The sequence below is a fragment of the Streptomyces sp. BPTC-684 genome (assembly GCF_030028635.1).
GTDB lineage: Bacteria > Actinomycetota > Actinomycetes > Streptomycetales > Streptomycetaceae > Streptomyces > Streptomyces noboritoensis.
Map to the genome: position 1 here is coordinate 5,864,471 of NZ_CP124863.1, position 14,483 is coordinate 5,878,953.

At 72.0% G+C, this 14,483-nt stretch carries 15 protein-coding genes; 9 read left to right on the plus strand and 6 right to left on the minus strand.

Going from position 1 to position 14,483, the window contains the following annotated elements:
- Positions 1-25 precede the first annotated feature (25 nt).
- The gene (locus tag QIY60_RS26105) at positions 26-1,063 is read right to left on the minus strand and encodes a LacI family DNA-binding transcriptional regulator (RefSeq protein WP_283144616.1); all 1,038 of its coding nucleotides are present in this window, start codon (positions 1,061-1,063) and stop codon (positions 26-28) included.
- Between the two features lie 184 nt (positions 1,064-1,247).
- Between QIY60_RS26105 and QIY60_RS26110 the strand changes: the two genes are divergently transcribed.
- The 4 genes from QIY60_RS26110 to QIY60_RS26125 all read left to right on the plus strand — a co-directional run bounded on the left by QIY60_RS26110 (position 1,248) and on the right by QIY60_RS26125 (position 5,684).
- Positions 1,248-2,210, plus strand: a complete 963-nt coding sequence (locus tag QIY60_RS26110; protein ID WP_283144617.1) for an ROK family protein — start codon at positions 1,248-1,250, stop codon at positions 2,208-2,210.
- Positions 2,211-2,494: 284 nt separating this feature from the next.
- The gene (locus QIY60_RS26115; RefSeq protein WP_283144618.1) at positions 2,495-3,787 is read left to right on the plus strand and encodes an ABC transporter substrate-binding protein; all 1,293 of its coding nucleotides are present in this window, start codon (positions 2,495-2,497) and stop codon (positions 3,785-3,787) included.
- A 62-nt stretch (positions 3,788-3,849) separates the two neighbouring features.
- Positions 3,850-4,764: a sugar ABC transporter permease gene (locus tag QIY60_RS26120; protein WP_283144619.1), complete on the plus strand. Its 915-nt coding sequence runs from the start codon at positions 3,850-3,852 to the stop codon at positions 4,762-4,764.
- Entirely contained in the window at positions 4,761-5,684 is a 924-nt protein-coding gene (locus QIY60_RS26125) for a carbohydrate ABC transporter permease (RefSeq protein WP_283144620.1), read from the plus strand. Before QIY60_RS26120 ends, QIY60_RS26125 begins: the two co-directional genes overlap by 4 nt.
- A 30-nt stretch (positions 5,685-5,714) precedes the next feature.
- Here QIY60_RS26125 and QIY60_RS26130 read toward each other — a convergent pair whose 3' ends face one another.
- Positions 5,715-5,891, minus strand: a complete 177-nt coding sequence (locus QIY60_RS26130; protein ID WP_283144621.1) for a hypothetical protein — start codon at positions 5,889-5,891, stop codon at positions 5,715-5,717.
- 240 nt (positions 5,892-6,131) lie between these two features.
- On the opposite strand from QIY60_RS26130, the gene QIY60_RS26135 reads away from it, so the two are divergent.
- The gene (locus QIY60_RS26135; RefSeq protein WP_283146073.1) at positions 6,132-7,169 is read left to right on the plus strand and encodes an NUDIX domain-containing protein; all 1,038 of its coding nucleotides are present in this window, start codon (positions 6,132-6,134) and stop codon (positions 7,167-7,169) included.
- Positions 7,170-7,226: 57 nt separating this feature from the next.
- Here the strand turns inward: QIY60_RS26135 and QIY60_RS26140 are convergent, their stop codons facing one another.
- Entirely contained in the window at positions 7,227-7,913 is a 687-nt protein-coding gene (locus QIY60_RS26140; RefSeq protein WP_283144622.1) for an MBL fold metallo-hydrolase, read from the minus strand.
- A gap of 110 nt (positions 7,914-8,023) precedes the next feature.
- Positions 8,024-9,388, minus strand: coding sequence for a dipeptidase (locus tag QIY60_RS26145; protein WP_283144623.1), 1,365 nt, complete (start codon positions 9,386-9,388; stop codon positions 8,024-8,026).
- Between the two features lie 164 nt (positions 9,389-9,552).
- Between QIY60_RS26145 and QIY60_RS26150 the strand changes: the two genes are divergently transcribed.
- Positions 9,553-10,782 (plus strand): geranylgeranyl reductase family protein, encoded by a 1,230-nt coding sequence (locus QIY60_RS26150; RefSeq protein WP_283144624.1) that lies wholly within the window; start codon positions 9,553-9,555, stop codon positions 10,780-10,782.
- Between the two features lie 110 nt (positions 10,783-10,892).
- Here the strand turns inward: QIY60_RS26150 and QIY60_RS26155 are convergent, their stop codons facing one another.
- Positions 10,893-11,345, minus strand: coding sequence for a nitroreductase family deazaflavin-dependent oxidoreductase (locus QIY60_RS26155; RefSeq protein WP_283144625.1), 453 nt, complete (start codon positions 11,343-11,345; stop codon positions 10,893-10,895).
- A 177-nt stretch (positions 11,346-11,522) separates the two neighbouring features.
- On the opposite strand from QIY60_RS26155, the gene QIY60_RS26160 reads away from it, so the two are divergent.
- The 3 genes from QIY60_RS26160 (at position 11,523) to QIY60_RS26170 (ending at position 14,235) form a co-directional block, all read left to right on the plus strand.
- Entirely contained in the window at positions 11,523-12,224 is a 702-nt protein-coding gene (locus QIY60_RS26160; RefSeq protein ID WP_283144626.1) for a TetR/AcrR family transcriptional regulator, read from the plus strand.
- A gap of 149 nt (positions 12,225-12,373) precedes the next feature.
- Positions 12,374-13,573, plus strand: coding sequence for a sensor histidine kinase (locus tag QIY60_RS26165; RefSeq protein WP_283146074.1), 1,200 nt, complete (start codon positions 12,374-12,376; stop codon positions 13,571-13,573).
- The gene (locus tag QIY60_RS26170) at positions 13,570-14,235 is read left to right on the plus strand and encodes a response regulator transcription factor (protein WP_283144627.1); all 666 of its coding nucleotides are present in this window, start codon (positions 13,570-13,572) and stop codon (positions 14,233-14,235) included. Before QIY60_RS26165 ends, QIY60_RS26170 begins: the two co-directional genes overlap by 4 nt.
- Here QIY60_RS26170 and QIY60_RS26175 read toward each other — a convergent pair.
- Complete coding sequence (locus QIY60_RS26175) at positions 14,196-14,483, minus strand: DUF6332 family protein (RefSeq protein ID WP_283144628.1); 288 nt, start codon at positions 14,481-14,483, stop codon at positions 14,196-14,198. The two genes, QIY60_RS26170 and QIY60_RS26175, sit on opposite strands and share 40 nt — an antisense overlap.

Sequence of the window (14,483 nt, forward strand, 5' to 3'; positions counted from 1 at the left end):
CCGCACCGGGCTTCCACAAGTCCGCTCAGCTGCCGGGCGGCGGCGGGATCTCGCCCGAGCCCCGCGCGATGAGCGTGGTGGGCAGCACCACGCGCGCGGGGGCCTCGTCGGCGCCGTCGAGGCGGCGGAAGAGCCGTTCCGCCGCCGTGCGGCCCAGCGTCGCGGAGTCCTGCGAGATGACGGTGATGCCGAGGAGATCGGCCAGCTCGATGTCGTCGAAGCCGACCAGCGCCACCGGGTGCTCCCGGCCCGCCAGGACCCGTACCGCCGTCACGGTCACCCGGTTGTTGCCCGCGAAGATCGCGGTGACGGGGTCGGGGCCGCTCAGCATCGACTCGGCGGCCGCGCGGACGCGCTCCGGCTCGGTGGAGCCGAGCGCGACCCAGGCGTCCGCGACCGGCAGCCCCGCCTCCTCCATCGCCGCCCGGTAGCCGCGCAGGCGCTCGGTGGCGGTGTGGATGCGCGGCTGGTCGCCGATGAAGCCGATCCTGCGGTGGCCGTGGGCCACCAGGTGCGCGACGCCCTCGCGCGCGCCGCCGAAGCTGTCGGAGAGCACCGCGTCGGCGTCGATCCGCCCGGCCGGACGGTCCACGAACACGGTCGCGACCCCGGCCTTTATCTCGGGCTCCAGATAGCGGTGGTCGCCGCCCGCCGGGATCACGATCAGCCCGTCGACCCGGCGGGCGCAGAACGCGAGCACCAGCTCCTGCTCGCGGTCGGCGTCCTCGGCGCTGGAGCCGTTGATCAGCAGCGCCCCGTGCGCCCGGGCGACCTCCTCGATCGCGCGGCTGAGCGGCCCGTAGAACGGGTCGGCCAGATCCTCCAGGACCAGCCCGATCGAGGCGGTGCGCCCCTTGCGCAGCACGCGCGCGCTGTCGTTGCGGCGGAATCCCAGCGCGTCGATGGCCTCCATGACCCGGCGCTCGGTGTCCGGGGTGACCCCGGCCTCGCCGTTGACCACCCGGGAGACCGTTTTGAGCCCGACACCGGCGCGGGCGGCGACATCCTTCATGGTGGGCCGGATGCCGTAGCGGGGCTCATGGTGGCGGGCGGTCTCGGCCACGTGCGGTGTCCTGTCGTCGTCGGGGGCTCAGCGGGCCCGGGGCGCTGTGCGCGGGGTGTCCGGGGCGGATCCGAGTGGATCGTGGTGTGGCGTCGAGCATAGGCCCTGGACAACGTTGTCAGGTGAATGGAGACTGTTCATCCGACCGGCTTGGCACCCTCGCCCACCAGGAGATCCGACACCGATGCAGACCGACCTCGTCGCCGCGCTCGACATCGGCGGCACCAAGATCGCCGGAGCGCTGGTGGACGCCGAAGGACGACTGCTCGTACGGACCCAGCGGGCGACCCCCGCGCGGGAGGACGGCGAGACGGTGGCGCGAGCCGTCGACGAGGTCCTCGCGGAGCTGGCCGGATCCGCGCTGTGGGGGCGGGTCACGGCGCTCGGGATCGGCAGCGCGGGCCCGGTCGATGCCTCCAACGGGACGGTCAGCCCGGTCAACATCCCCGGCTGGCGCGGGTTTCCGCTGGTGGCGCGGGTACGGACGGCGACCGGCGGGCTCCCCGTCGAGCTCGTCGGCGACGGGGTGGCGATGACCGCCGCCGAGCACTGGCTGGGCGCGGCCCGCGGCTACGACAACGCGCTGTGCATGGTCGTCTCCACCGGCGTCGGCGGCGGTCTCGTCCTCGGCGGCCGCCTCCACCCGGGCCCCACCGGCAACGCGGGTCACATCGGCCACATCAGCGTCGACCTCGACGGCGATCCCTGTCCGTGCGGGGCGCGCGGCTGTGTGGAGCGGATCGCCAGCGGGCCGAACATCGCCCGCCGCGCGCTTGAGGGCGGCTGGACGCCGGGGCCCGACGGCGACATCTCGGCCGCCGCCGTGGCCGCCGCCGCCCGCGCCGGGCACCCGGTCGCGCTGGCCTCGTTCGAGCGGGCCGCCCAGGCGCTCGCGGCGGGGATCGCGGCCACCGCGACCCTGGCGGAGATCGAGATCGCGGTGATCGGCGGGGGAGTGGCCGGAGCGGGCGACGTCCTGTTCGCGCCGCTGCGCCGCGCCCTCCACGACTACGCCACGCTCTCCTTCGTCCAGGGCCTCAAGGTCGCCCCCGCCCTGATGGGCACGGACGCGGGCCTGGTAGGCGCCGCGGCCGCCGCGGCCAGCGCTCCGACGACTCCTCGCCGGGCGGTGCGTGCGGGAAGGTGACCCCTCGTCACCTTCCTCCGGATCCACACCAGATAAACCGATTCTGCGCCCCAACTTCCGCCCATCCGTCGACGCGCGTTTGCGGTAGAGCTTGTTGGAGTCTGTTGGAATAGAACTGGTAACGGTTACCCGGAGTCGCGTCAAAACCCTTGACGTCCCCCTCACTTGGGGGTGTGATCCAAGCCACGCGTTCGGTTGTGTTGGGTTGCACCCCGAAGGAGGGGGACATGGCGCAGTCATCGTTCAAAGGTCCTGCTGTGCCCGGGAGCGTGGCGGGACATCGGATGTCCCGACGCGGTCTCCTGCGGAGCGCCGCGTTCGGCGCCGGGGCGGTCACCCTCCCCTCACTGCTCTCCGCCTGCGACAGCGGGCCCGGGGGCGACGCCAAGACGATCCGGCTGGGCTCCAACTCCTCGGACGCGGTGCCGAAGAAGGCGTTCGCGGACGCCTTCAAGGCGTACGGGCAGCAGTCCGAGGAAGGGCGCACGGTCAAGGTCAACACCGTCGACCACAACACCTTCCAGGAGAACATCAACCGCTATCTCCAGGGCAAGCCCGACGACGTCTTCATGTGGTTCGCCGGGAACCGTATGCAGTTCTTCGCCAAGAAGGGGCTGCTGCACGACATCAGCGACCTGTGGCAGGGCTTCCAGGGCTTCTCGCCGGCGCTGAAGGCGCAGTCGACGGGCGAGGACGGCAAGCAGTACCTCACGCCGTACTACTACTACCCGTGGGCGGTCTTCCACCGCAAAAGCGTCTTCAAGGAGCACGGGTACCAGGCGCCCAAGACGCTCGACGAGTACATCGCACTCGCCAGGCAGATGCAGAAGGACAAGCTCGTACCGATCGCGTTCTGCGACAAGGACGGCTGGCCCGTGATGGGCACGTTCGACTACATCAACATGCGCACCAACGGTTACGACTTCCACCGCGATCTGATGGCGGGCAAGGAGGCCTGGACGGACAAGCGGGTCAAGGAGGTCTTCGACACCTGGCGCAGGATCCTTCCGTACTGCCAGAAGGGCGCCAACGGCCGCACCTGGCAGGAGGCCGCGCAGAGCGTGCAGAAGAAGGAGACGGGCATGGCGGTGTTCGGACTGCCGCACGCGGGACAGCAGTTCCCGGTGTCCGAGCAGGACGACATCGACTTCTTCCCGTTCCCCGTCATCAACCCGGAGCACGGACAGGACGCGGTCGAGGCGCCCATCGACGGGTTCCTGCTCGCCAAGAACTCCAAGAACCTGAAGAACGCGAAGAACATGGAGAGCGCCAAGGACCTCCTGAAGTGGCTCGCGACCCCGAAGGCCGAGGACATCTACCTCGCCAGCGACCCCAACAACATCGCGGTCAACAGCGGGGCGGACACCTCCAAGTACAGCGCGCTCCAGAAGAAGTCCGTGGAGCTGATCTCCGGCGCCAAGCAGATCTCGCAGTTCATGGACCGCGACACCCGGCCGGACTTCTCCTCCACCGTGATGATCCCGGCACTGCAGAAGTTCATCGGCAACCCGAACGACGTGGACGGGCTGGTCAACGACATCGAGCGGCAGCGGAAGACGATCTTCGCCGCGGACTGACGCGGCCGTCCGACGCGACCGTCCCGACCGGCTCGCCCCGCACCGACTTGGAGTACTCAGCCGTGGCGCTCATCTCCGCACGGCGCGCCGGACGACGAGGACCGCGGCGGTTCACCGCCCGCGACCTCGTCGTCCTCGGCGTGCTGCTGGGCATACCCGTCCTGCTCGACCTCGCCATCGTGTGGGGCCCGACCCTCGCCTCCGTCGTCCTCTCGTTCACCAGCTGGGACGGGATCGGCGACGTCAAATGGGTCGGTACGGAGAACTACACCAACATCTTCACCAACTACCCGCCGTTCTGGCCGGCGGTCCGCCACAACCTGATGTGGCTGGCCTTCCTCGGCCTCGTCGCCGTCCCGTTCGGGCTGCTGCTCGCCGTGCTGATCGACCGGGGCGTCCGCTTCAGCCGCTTCTACCAGTCGACGCTCTACATGCCGGTCGTGCTGTCGCTCGCCGTCGTCGGCTTCATCGCCCAACTGGTCTTCTCCCGCGACCAGGGCGCGCTGAACGCGCTCGTCGGCGACAAGCAGAACCCGACCGACTGGCTGGGCGACCCGGACCTCAACATCTGGATGATCCTGCTGGCGGCGGCCTGGCGGCACACGGGCTATGTGATGATCCTCTACCTCGCCGGGCTGAAGGCCGTGGACCCCACGCTCAAGGAAGCGGCGGCGATCGACGGCGCGGGCGAGGCCCAGACGTTCTTCCGGGTCGTGCTGCCGACCCTGCGCCCGGTCAATGTGATCGTGGGCGTGATCACCGTGATCGAGTCGCTGCGGGCCTTCGACATCGTGTACGCGGTCAACCACGGCCGCAACGGCCTCGAAGTGCTCTCCGTGCTCGTCACCGACAACATCATCGGCGAGGCCAGCCGCATCGGCTTCGGCTCCGCCATCGCCGTCGTGCTGCTGACCGTCTCCCTCGGGTTCGTCGTGACGTACCTGGTCCAGGAGATCCGAGGGGAGAAGAGCCGATGACCGTGGACACCGCACCCGCCGCCCCCGTCGCCGCCCCGCCCGCGCCGCCCCCGGCCCGGCGCCGCCGGGTGCGCCCCGGCAGCCTGGGCGTGCACGCCTTCCTGATGGCCGTCTCGCTGGCCTTCCTGGCACCGCTGCTGCTCGCGGTCTACGCGTCGCTGCGCCCGTACGACGAGACGGCCGAGTACGGCTACTTCTCGCTCCCCAAGCACCTCTCCTTCGACTACTACAAACAGGCCTTCAGCGACTCCGGCATGACGAAGTACTTCGTCAACACGCTGATCATCGCGGTGCCGGGCGTACTGGTGACGCTCTTCCTCGCCTCGTTCGTGGCCTTCGCGGTCTCCCGCCTCAAGCTGCGCGGCGGCATCGTGCTGCTGATGCTGTTCACGGCCGGGAACCTGCTGCCCCAACAGGTCATCGTCACCCCGCTGTACGTGCTGTTCAACCGCATCCCGCTGCCGTACTGGATGTCCGACTCGATGACGATGTTCGACTCGTACTGGGCCGTCATCGTCGTCCAGATCGGCTTCCAGATCGGCTTCTGCGTCTTCGTCCTGGCCAATTTCATGCGCACCCTGCCGCAGGAGATCCTGGAGGCGGCGATCGTCGACGGCGCGGGCGTGTGGACCCAGTACTGGCGCATCACCCTGCCCCTGTGCCGCCCGGCCCTGGCGGCCCTGGCCACGCTCCAGTTCACCTGGATGTACAACGACTTCCTGTGGGCCCTGGTCTTCATGTCCGACGGCGACAAACTCCCGGTCACCTCGGCCCTCAACAACCTGCGCGGCCAGTTCTTCACCGACTACAACCTGCTGGCGGCGGGCTCGGTGATCGTGGCCCTGCCGACCCTGCTGGTGTTCCTGCTGCTCCAGAGGCACTTCATCGCGGGGCTGACGCTGGGGTCGAGCAAGGGGTAGCCCCGATCCGTCGGTACCCGGGGGCGGGCGTCAGCGCGCCGTCTCCGGGGTGTACTGACGCACCACCACCAGGAACGCGTCCGACTCCAGGTCCATCACGACCTCCGCCGGCACGCCCTCGTCGCGGCGGTCGCGCGCGAACTCCTCGGCGGGCCAGCTGCCGCGCGGGCCGCCCGCGGGAAAGCGCTCCAGCACAGTACGACGCATCCGTCGCACCCCCTCACTCTCTTCCGGCACTCGCACAACGATGTTCCCATCGGATGCGTTACGGCCCCCCGTGGCCGGTGCTCATGGAGAAGGACGCGTCGCGCGGCCGGAAAGGCTCGGGCAACGTGCAACAGGGTCGCCACAGTTGTGCGCAAGATCAGGACGCCCGGTTCCGCCCCGGGGTTTCCGTGGCACTCTGTTGCGGGCAATCCACTGGGGGCTATGGAAGAGGGGGAAACCGTGATCGTCTGGATCAACGGTGCGTTCGGCGCGGGCAAGACCAGCACCGCGCGCGAACTGGTCGACCTGATCCCGAACAGCACCTTGTACGACCCCGAGGTGATCGGCGGCGCGCTCCGGTACCTGCTGCCGCAGAAGCGGCTCGCCGAGGTCGGCGACTACCAGGACCTGCCGATGTGGCGGCGGCTCGTGGTGGACGGCGCGGCCGCGCTGCTGGCCGAGGTCGGCGGGGTGCTCGTGGTGCCCATGACACTGCTGCGGCAGGAGTACCGCGACGAGATCTTCGGCGGCCTCGCCTCCCGCCGTATACCGGTGCGGCATGTGCTCCTGACGCATGAGGAAACGATCCTGCGCGCCCGGATCGCCGCCCGTGTCGAAGTCCCCGACGACCCCGAGGCCGGCGAGCGCTGCCGCCAGTGGGCGTACGAGCACATCGGGCCCTACCGGGCGGCCCTCGGCTGGCTGGCTGGGGACGCCCACACCGTCGACAACGGCGCCCTCACCCCGCGCGAGACCGCCGAGCGCATCGCCGAGGCCGTACGCACCGGAGCCGCTCCCGTCAGCGAGATCGTCCAGACCCCGGAGCCGACCGCCGAGACGCTCGCCGCCGGGGTGCTGCTCTTCGACGAGAGCGACCGGGTGCTCCTGGTGGATCCGACGTACAAGCCGGGCTGGGAGTTCCCCGGCGGCGTGGTGGAGCGCGGCGAGGCGCCCGCCCGGGCGGGCATGCGCGAGGTCGAGGAGGAGATAGGCATACGGCTCGACCGGGTGCCCCGGCTCCTGGTCGTCGACTGGGAGCCGCCCGCCCCGCCCGGCTACGGCGGGCTTCGGCTGCTCTTCGACGGCGGCCGGCTCGACAGCGCCGGGGCCGGGCAGGTCCTGCTGCCGGGCTCCGAACTGCGCGACTGGCGGTTCGTCGGCGAGGAGGAGGCGTCCCGACTGCTGCCGCCCGCCCGCTACGAGCGGCTGCGCTGGGCGCTGCGGGCCCGGGAGAAGTCGACGGTGCTCAACCTGGAGGCGGGGGTGCCGGTGGGCTGAGGCCGCCGCGCGTGGTCCAGCTCCGTCGGCGGCCCGTCGGTCCAGCCCGACCGCCCGTCAGCCCAGTTCTGCCGTCTCCCGCAGCACCTTCGCCGCGTTCCGCGTCAGCGGGTCCCCGTGCCCGAAGCACGCCACCGACGGGGCGAGCGCGGCGAGACGGCGGAAGGAGGCCTGCGCGCGGGCCCGGTCCACGTTGAAGACGCCCAGCATCACCTGGCCGACCCCGGCCACGCAGTCGCCGGTGAAGAGCACGCCGTGGCGCGGCAGATGGATGCCGATCGAGCCGTCGGTGTGGCCGGGGGAGTGGACCACCACCGCGCCGCCGCCGAAGTCGAGCACCTCCCCGTCCTCGACCTCGCGGTCGACCCGCGTCGGGGGTGCCTCCGGCACCGTCAACGCGTGCTCGTACAGCGGAAGTTCCCACTCCAGCAGATCCGGCTCCGGTACCGGCCGCTCGCCCCGGATCACCGGCGCGTCGAGCCGGTGGGCGACCACCTCGGCCCCGTACCGCCCGGCCAGCTCCCCGGCCGCGCCGTAGTGGTCGCGGTGGCCGTGGGTGATCACGATCCGGCGGATGGCGGCCGGGTCGAGACCCAGGCCGCGTATCGCCTTCTCGATGGGCGCGGCCGCGTCCACGTCACCCGCGTCCACCAGCGTCAACTCGTCCCCGTCGCGCCACAGATACGCCTGGCCGATCGGGAAGCGGAACATGTGCAGTTCGGGCGTGACCCGTACGAGATCCATGCGGCGAACGTACGGCGGCGGTGGCGTCCGCCGCACGGATCTACGCTCTGCGCGATTCCGCCCAGAGCGTGAGGCGGTCCGTCACGCCCCCGAGGGGGCGTGACGTTTCGTCACGCCTGCTTGGAAGCCGCGTAGTTGACCAGGAAGTGCGCCTCCGCGACCGAGAGCCGCTCCAGCTCCTGCGGCGACACGCTCTCGTTCACCGCGTGGATCTGCGCCTCCGGCTCGCTCAGCCCGATCAGCAGGATCTCGGCCTGCGGGTAGAGCGCGGCCAGGGTGTTGCAGAGCGGGATGGAGCCGCCCATGCCGGAGGACTGCATCTCCTCGCCCGGGTACGCGATCCGCATCGCCTCGGCCATCGAGGTGTACGCGGGGCTGGCGATGTCCGCGCGGAACGGCTGGCCCTGCCCGACCTGCTCGAAGGAGACCCGCGCGTTCCACGGGGTGTGCTTCTCGATGTGGGCGAACAGCAGCTTGGTCGCCTCGGCCGCGTCCTGGCCGGGCGGCACCCGCAGGCTGATCTGCGCCCGCGCGCTCGCCGGGACGGACGGGGTCGCGCCCGCCACCGGGTGGCAGTCGATGCCGATCACGGTGACGGCCGGACGCGCCCAGATGCGGTCGGCCACCGTGCCCGTGCCGGGCAGCCCCACCCCGTCCAGGACCCTGGCGTCCTTGCGGAACTCGCCCTCCGGGTACTGCAGCCCGTCCCACGAGGCGTCGGCGGGCAGCCCCTCGACGGCCGTCTGCCCGTTCTCGTCCCGCAGCGAGTCCAGTACGCGGATCAGCGCGGCCAGCGCGTCGGGCGCCGCGCCGCCGAACTGGCCCGAGTGCAGGTTGCCTTCGAGCGTGTCGATCCGCACCCGGATCATCGTCATGCCGCGCAGGGTCGCGGTGACCGTCGGCAGACCGACCCGGAAGTTGCCCGTGTCCCCGATGACGATCGCGTCGGCCGTCAGCAGCTCGGGGTGCGCCTCGGCGTACCGCTCCAGACCGCCGGTGCCCTGCTCCTCGGAGCCCTCGACGATCACCTTCACGGAGACCGGGACGCCGCCGTTCGCCTTCAGGGCGCGCAGCGCAAGCAGGTGCATGATGAAGCCGCCCTTGCAGTCGGCGGCCCCGCGCCCGTACCAGCGGCCGTCGCGCTCGGTCAGCTCGAACGGCGGGCTCAGCCACGCGGACTCGTCCAGCATCGGCTGGACGTCGTAGTGCGCGTACAGCAGCACGGTGGGCGCGTCCGCCGGGCCGGGCAGGAAGCCGTAGACCGACTGGGAGCCGTCGGGGGTGTCGAGGAGGGCCACGTCCTGGAAGCCCTCGGCGCGCAGCGCCCCGGCCACCCACTCCGCGGCCGCCTCGCACTCGCTCCTCGGCGCCACCGCCTCGTCCGCCACCGAACGGAACGCCACCAGTTCCGTGAGCTCCGCCTGTGCGCGGGGCATCAGGGAGGCGACGGTCTCGGCGATCGGATTCGCGGTCATGGGCACGCTCCTCGTGGGTGCGACGTTGATGTACGTGTACGCAAGTGCACGTGAATGTAGGACGAAGGTAGGGCCGATCCTCCCACAGGGTGGGCGGTCCCTACCGCGCCGTAGGATGCCGTCGTCAGCTTGACCACGGGTCGGATCAGGAGCAGAAGCACATCGTGAGCAGCGAGAACGCAGATGCCGGGACGCAGCACGACGAGCCGGGGGCCTCGTCGGTGTGGGATGTCGTCGTGGTCGGCGCCGGACCCGCGGGGGCCTCGGCGGCCTACGCGGCGGCGGTCGCGGGCCGGCGGGTGCTCCTCCTGGAGAAGGCCGAGCTGCCCCGCTACAAGACGTGCGGCGGCGGCATCATCGGACCGTCGCGGGACGCCCTGCCGCCCGGGTTCGAACTGCCCCTGAAGGAGCGGGTGCACGCGGTCACCTTCTCCCTCAACGGAAAACTGACGCGCACCCGCCGCTCCCGGCAGACGCTCTTCGGCCTGATCAACCGGGCGGAGTTCGACGCCGCGCTGGTCGAGACGGCCCAGAAGGCGGGCGCCGAGCTGCGCACCGGAGTGACCGTCCAGCGCGTCGAGCAGCACGGCTCGGCGGTGCCCGACCGGCGTACGGTGGCGGTGGTCCTGGCCGGCGGCGAGACCGTCCTGGCGCGCGCGGTGGTCGGCGCCGACGGCAGCGCGAGCCGGATAGGAGCCCATGTCGGCGTCAAGCTCGACCAGGTGGACCTCGGCCTGGAGGCGGAGATCCCGGTGCCCGCGACGGTCGCCGAGGACTGGGCGGGCCGGGTGCTCATCGACTGGGGGCCGATCCCCGGCAGTTACGGCTGGGTCTTCCCCAAGGGCGACACGCTCACCGTCGGGGTGATCTCGGCGCGCGGCGAGGGCGCCGGGACCAAGCGGTACCTGGAGGACTTCATCGCCCGGCTCGGCCTGGCCGGCTTCGAGCCCGCGATCTCGTCGGGGCATCTGACCCGGTGCCGCAGCGACGACTCGCCGCTGTCCCGCGGCCGGGTCCTGGTGTGCGGGGACGCGGCGGGGCTGCTGGAGCCGTGGACCCGGGAGGGCATCTCGTTCGCGCTGCGCTCGGGGCGGCTCGCGGGCGAGTGGGCGGTGCGGATCGCGGAGTCCCAGGACGCCGTGGACGCCCGCCGCCAGGCGCTGAACTACGCGTTCGCCATCAAGGCGGGCCTCGGCGTCGAGATGGGCGTGGGCCGCCGGATGCTGGCCCTGTTCGAGAAGCGCCCGACGATGCTGCACGCCGCGATCACCGGCTTCCGCCCGGCCTGGAAGGCCTTCGCGGACATCACCCGAGGCTCGACGACCCTGGCGGGCATGGTGCGCACGCACCCGATGGCGCGGCGGGTCCTGGACGCGGTGGACCGGCGCGGCTAGCGCTTCGCGGGGAGTGGAGTGCGTCGTCTGCGGGCCGGTGGGGGCTGATCGCGCAGTTCCCCGCGCCCCTCTGGGGCGCCCGGTGCCGCACTGGACTTCCACAGGACTGCTCAGGCATCGATGGTTATACGGAAGACCGGGTGGTCGGGCGCGGCGGCGAGCAGCTCGTCGTCGCTCGACTTCGCGGTGACGCCCTTGAAGTACTGGTTCACCTCCCACCCCCAGCGCTCCAGGTAGGTGCGCAGGAGGGCGGTCTTCTCGCTGTCCGGGACCTCCACGGCCGTGAAGGCGCGGACCTTGCGGCCGACCCGCAGCTCACCGCCGCCCGCCGCCCGCATGTTGCGCACCCACTGCGAGTGCCCGCGGGCCGAGATGAGGTACTGCGCGCCCTCGTACGTGTGCGGGTTGACCGGCACGCGCTGCATCTTGCCGCTCTTGCGGCCGCGCACCGAGAGCTCGGCGGTGCCGGCCAGGCTGAGGCCGTGGCGGGCGAGCCAGCCGATGACGCTGTTCATCTTGATGGTGAAGCGGCTGCCCTGGAGGTAGTACGGCTGCGACGGCATCGGGACTCCCTGTGGGTGGTGACTTCGGTTTCGAGAGCACTGCTCTCGCTTAAGAGCAGTGTGCACGGGACTGGTGCTCCAAAGCAAGAGCAGTGCTCTCGAATTTATTCACGGCTCACTGGCCGGATCAGTGCTCTCGTTCCGGGGCGCCGCTCTCGGTGATGGCAGAATGGCCTCATGAGCACCGTTCAGGGCGCCCGAGCCCGCGCGCGTACCGAGATCACCGCGGCCATCAAGGACGAGGCGAGAAAGCAGCTCGCCGCCGAAGGCGCCGCGAAGCTGTCGCTGCGCGCCGTCGCCCGCGAGCTCGGCATGGTCTCCTCCGCCCTCTACCGCTACTTCCCGAGCCGCGACGACCTGCTCACCGCGCTGATCGTGGACGCCTACGACGCCGTGGGCGAGGCCGCCGAGCGGGCGCTCGCGCAGGCCGCGCCCGCCGACGCGCCCGCCGAGCGCTGGGTCGCCGTCTGCCGGGCCGTACGGGCCTGGGCGCTGGCCCACCCGCACGAGTACGCGCTGATCTACGGCTCGCCCGTGCCCGGCTACACCGCGCCCCAGGCCACCGTCGGCCCCGCCTCGCGCGTCGGGCTCGTGCTCATCGGGATCGTGCGCGAGGCGCACCAGGCCCGGGGCATCGCCGTTCCCCGGATCGCCCCGGAGCTGCGCGCGGAGGCCGAGCGGATGGCCGCCGACTTCGCGCCCGGGCTGCCGCCGGCGGCCGGTCCCGCGCTGGTCGCCGCGTGGGCGCAGCTCTTCGGGCTGATCTCGTTCGAGCTGTTCGGCCAGTTCCACCGCGTCGTCGAGGAGCGGGACGCCTTCTTCGCGCACGCGGCCGCCGGGCTGGCCTCCTCGGTGGGACTGGTACTCCCCGGGGAGTAGTCGTGATCACCACGCCGGGCTGACGCCCGGGCGCCGTGCCCGGGGCTAGCGTGGCCGGTATGGAAGAGCAGCACTCGGCGCGCCCCGCCCGCGGCGACGGTCCCCCCTGGGCGCGGCAGGGGCCGCCGCCGTTCCCGCCCTGGGCGCGGATGTGGGCCCCGGGCGCGGGCGGCGGCGTGGATCCCCGGGGGCGCTCGCGGCTGCCGTGGGCGTCGACCCTCGTGCTGACCGTCTTCGTGGTGGCCGGCTCCACCTTCGCCGCGCACGACCAGACCCAGCGCGCCTCCCTCGACGCCTTCGCCCGGCTGCTGCTCGTCGCGAGCTGCGCGGTGCTGCTGCTGCGCCATCGCCACCCGGTGCTCGCCGTGTTCGGCTCGGCGGGCGCGGCCATGGTCTACCTCGGCGCCGGGTACCCGTACGGGCCGATCTTCCTCGCGGTGGCCGTCGGCTGCTTCGCGGCGATCGTCGCCGGACACCGCCGGGCCGCCTGGTCGGCGGTCGGGATGCTCTGGCTCGGCCATGTCCTCGTCGCCCACTGGCTCTACCGCTGGCTGCCCCCGAGCGGTGACCGGGCCGCGCCCTGGGGGCAGGAACTGGCCGTCGCCGCCTGGGTGCTGGCCATCGTGGCGATCGCCGAGCTCACCCGCGTACGCCGGGAGCAGTGGGCCAGGGCGGGGGCCGAGCGGGCCGCCGCCGACCGGCGGCGCGCCGACGAGGAGCGGCTGCGGATCGCGCGCGAGCTGCACGACGTGCTGGCGCACAGCATCTCGGTCATCAACGTCCAGGCGGGCGTGGGCCTGGCGCTGCTCGACTCCGACCCGGAGCAGGCGCGTACCGCGCTGACCACCATCAAGTCCGCCAGCAAGGAGGCGCTGGGCGAGGTGCGCCAGGTGCTCGACACCCTGCGCACCCCGGGCGACGCGCCCCGCTCGCCCGCGCCCGGCCTCGACCGGCTGCCCGAACTCGTCGAGCAGGCCGCGGCGGCCGGGCTCACCGTCGGGACGGCGACGACCGGCTCGCCCAGGGCGCTCCCGCCCGGGGCCGATCTCGCCGCCTTCCGCATCGTCCAGGAGGCGCTCACCAACGTGGTGCGCCACTCCGGCTCCCGTACCGCGCGCGTGGTGCTCGACTACGCGCTGGACGTGCTCGAACTGAGGGTGGACGACGACGGACCGGCCGGTTCCGGGGACGCGGGCGGCAGCGGGAACGGCCTGATCGGCATGCGGGAGCGGGCCGCCGCGCTCGGTGGCACCATCGAGGCGGGCCCGCGCCCGGACGGCGGCTTCCGGGTGGTCGCCCGGCTCCCGCTCACCCGCACCGCACCCACCGCACCGAGGGAGACCCCGTGATCCGCGTACTGCTCGCCGACGACCAGTTGCTCGTACGGGCCGGTTTCCGGGCGCTGCTCGACGCCCAGCCGGACATCGAGGTCGCGGGCGAGGCCGCCGACGGCGAGGAGGCGGTGCGCCTGGTGCGCGAACTGCGGCCCGACGTCGTCCTGATGGACATCCGCATGCCGCACCTCGACGGGCTCGCCGCCACTCGCCGGATCACCGGCGACGGGGAGCTGGACGGTGTGAAGGTGGTGATGCTGACCACCTTCGAGCTGGACGAGTACGTCTTCGAGGCGATCCGCGCCGGGGCCTCCGGGTTCCTGGTCAAGGACACCGAGCCGGAGGAGCTGCTGCGGGCGGTACGGGCCGTGGTGGACGGGGACGCGCTGCTCTCGCCCGGGGTGACCCGGCGGCTGATCGCCGAGTTCGCCGCCCGCTCCAAGGAGCCGGCCACGGCCGAGAGCCTGGGCCAACTGACCGAGCGGGAGCGGGAGGTGATGGCCCTGGTCGGGATCGGGCTCTCCAACGAGGAGATCGCGCGCCGCCTGGTCGTCAGCCCGCTCACCGCCAAGACCCACGTCAGCCGCACCATGGTCAAGCTCGGCGCCCGCGACCGGGCCCAACTGGTGGTTCTGGCCTATGAGTCGGGCCTGGTGCGGCCCGGCTGGCTCGGCTGACGGCGGCCGTCGTCGCCCGCGTACGAGAAGCGCCACAGGACGTGCACGGTCCTGCTGACGAAGGCGAGCACGGCGGCGGCCGACCCGGCCAGGAGCAGTAAGCCCCGGGCGGGATGGCGCAGTTCGAAGAAGAACGCGGGTCCGGCGACCGCGCCGAAGGCGAGCAGGGCGGCCAGCGAGGCGGTCACCACGGCGTACATGATCTCCACGGTGACGGCGTCGCGTTCGCCCTGGCTCCGGTTGCCCAT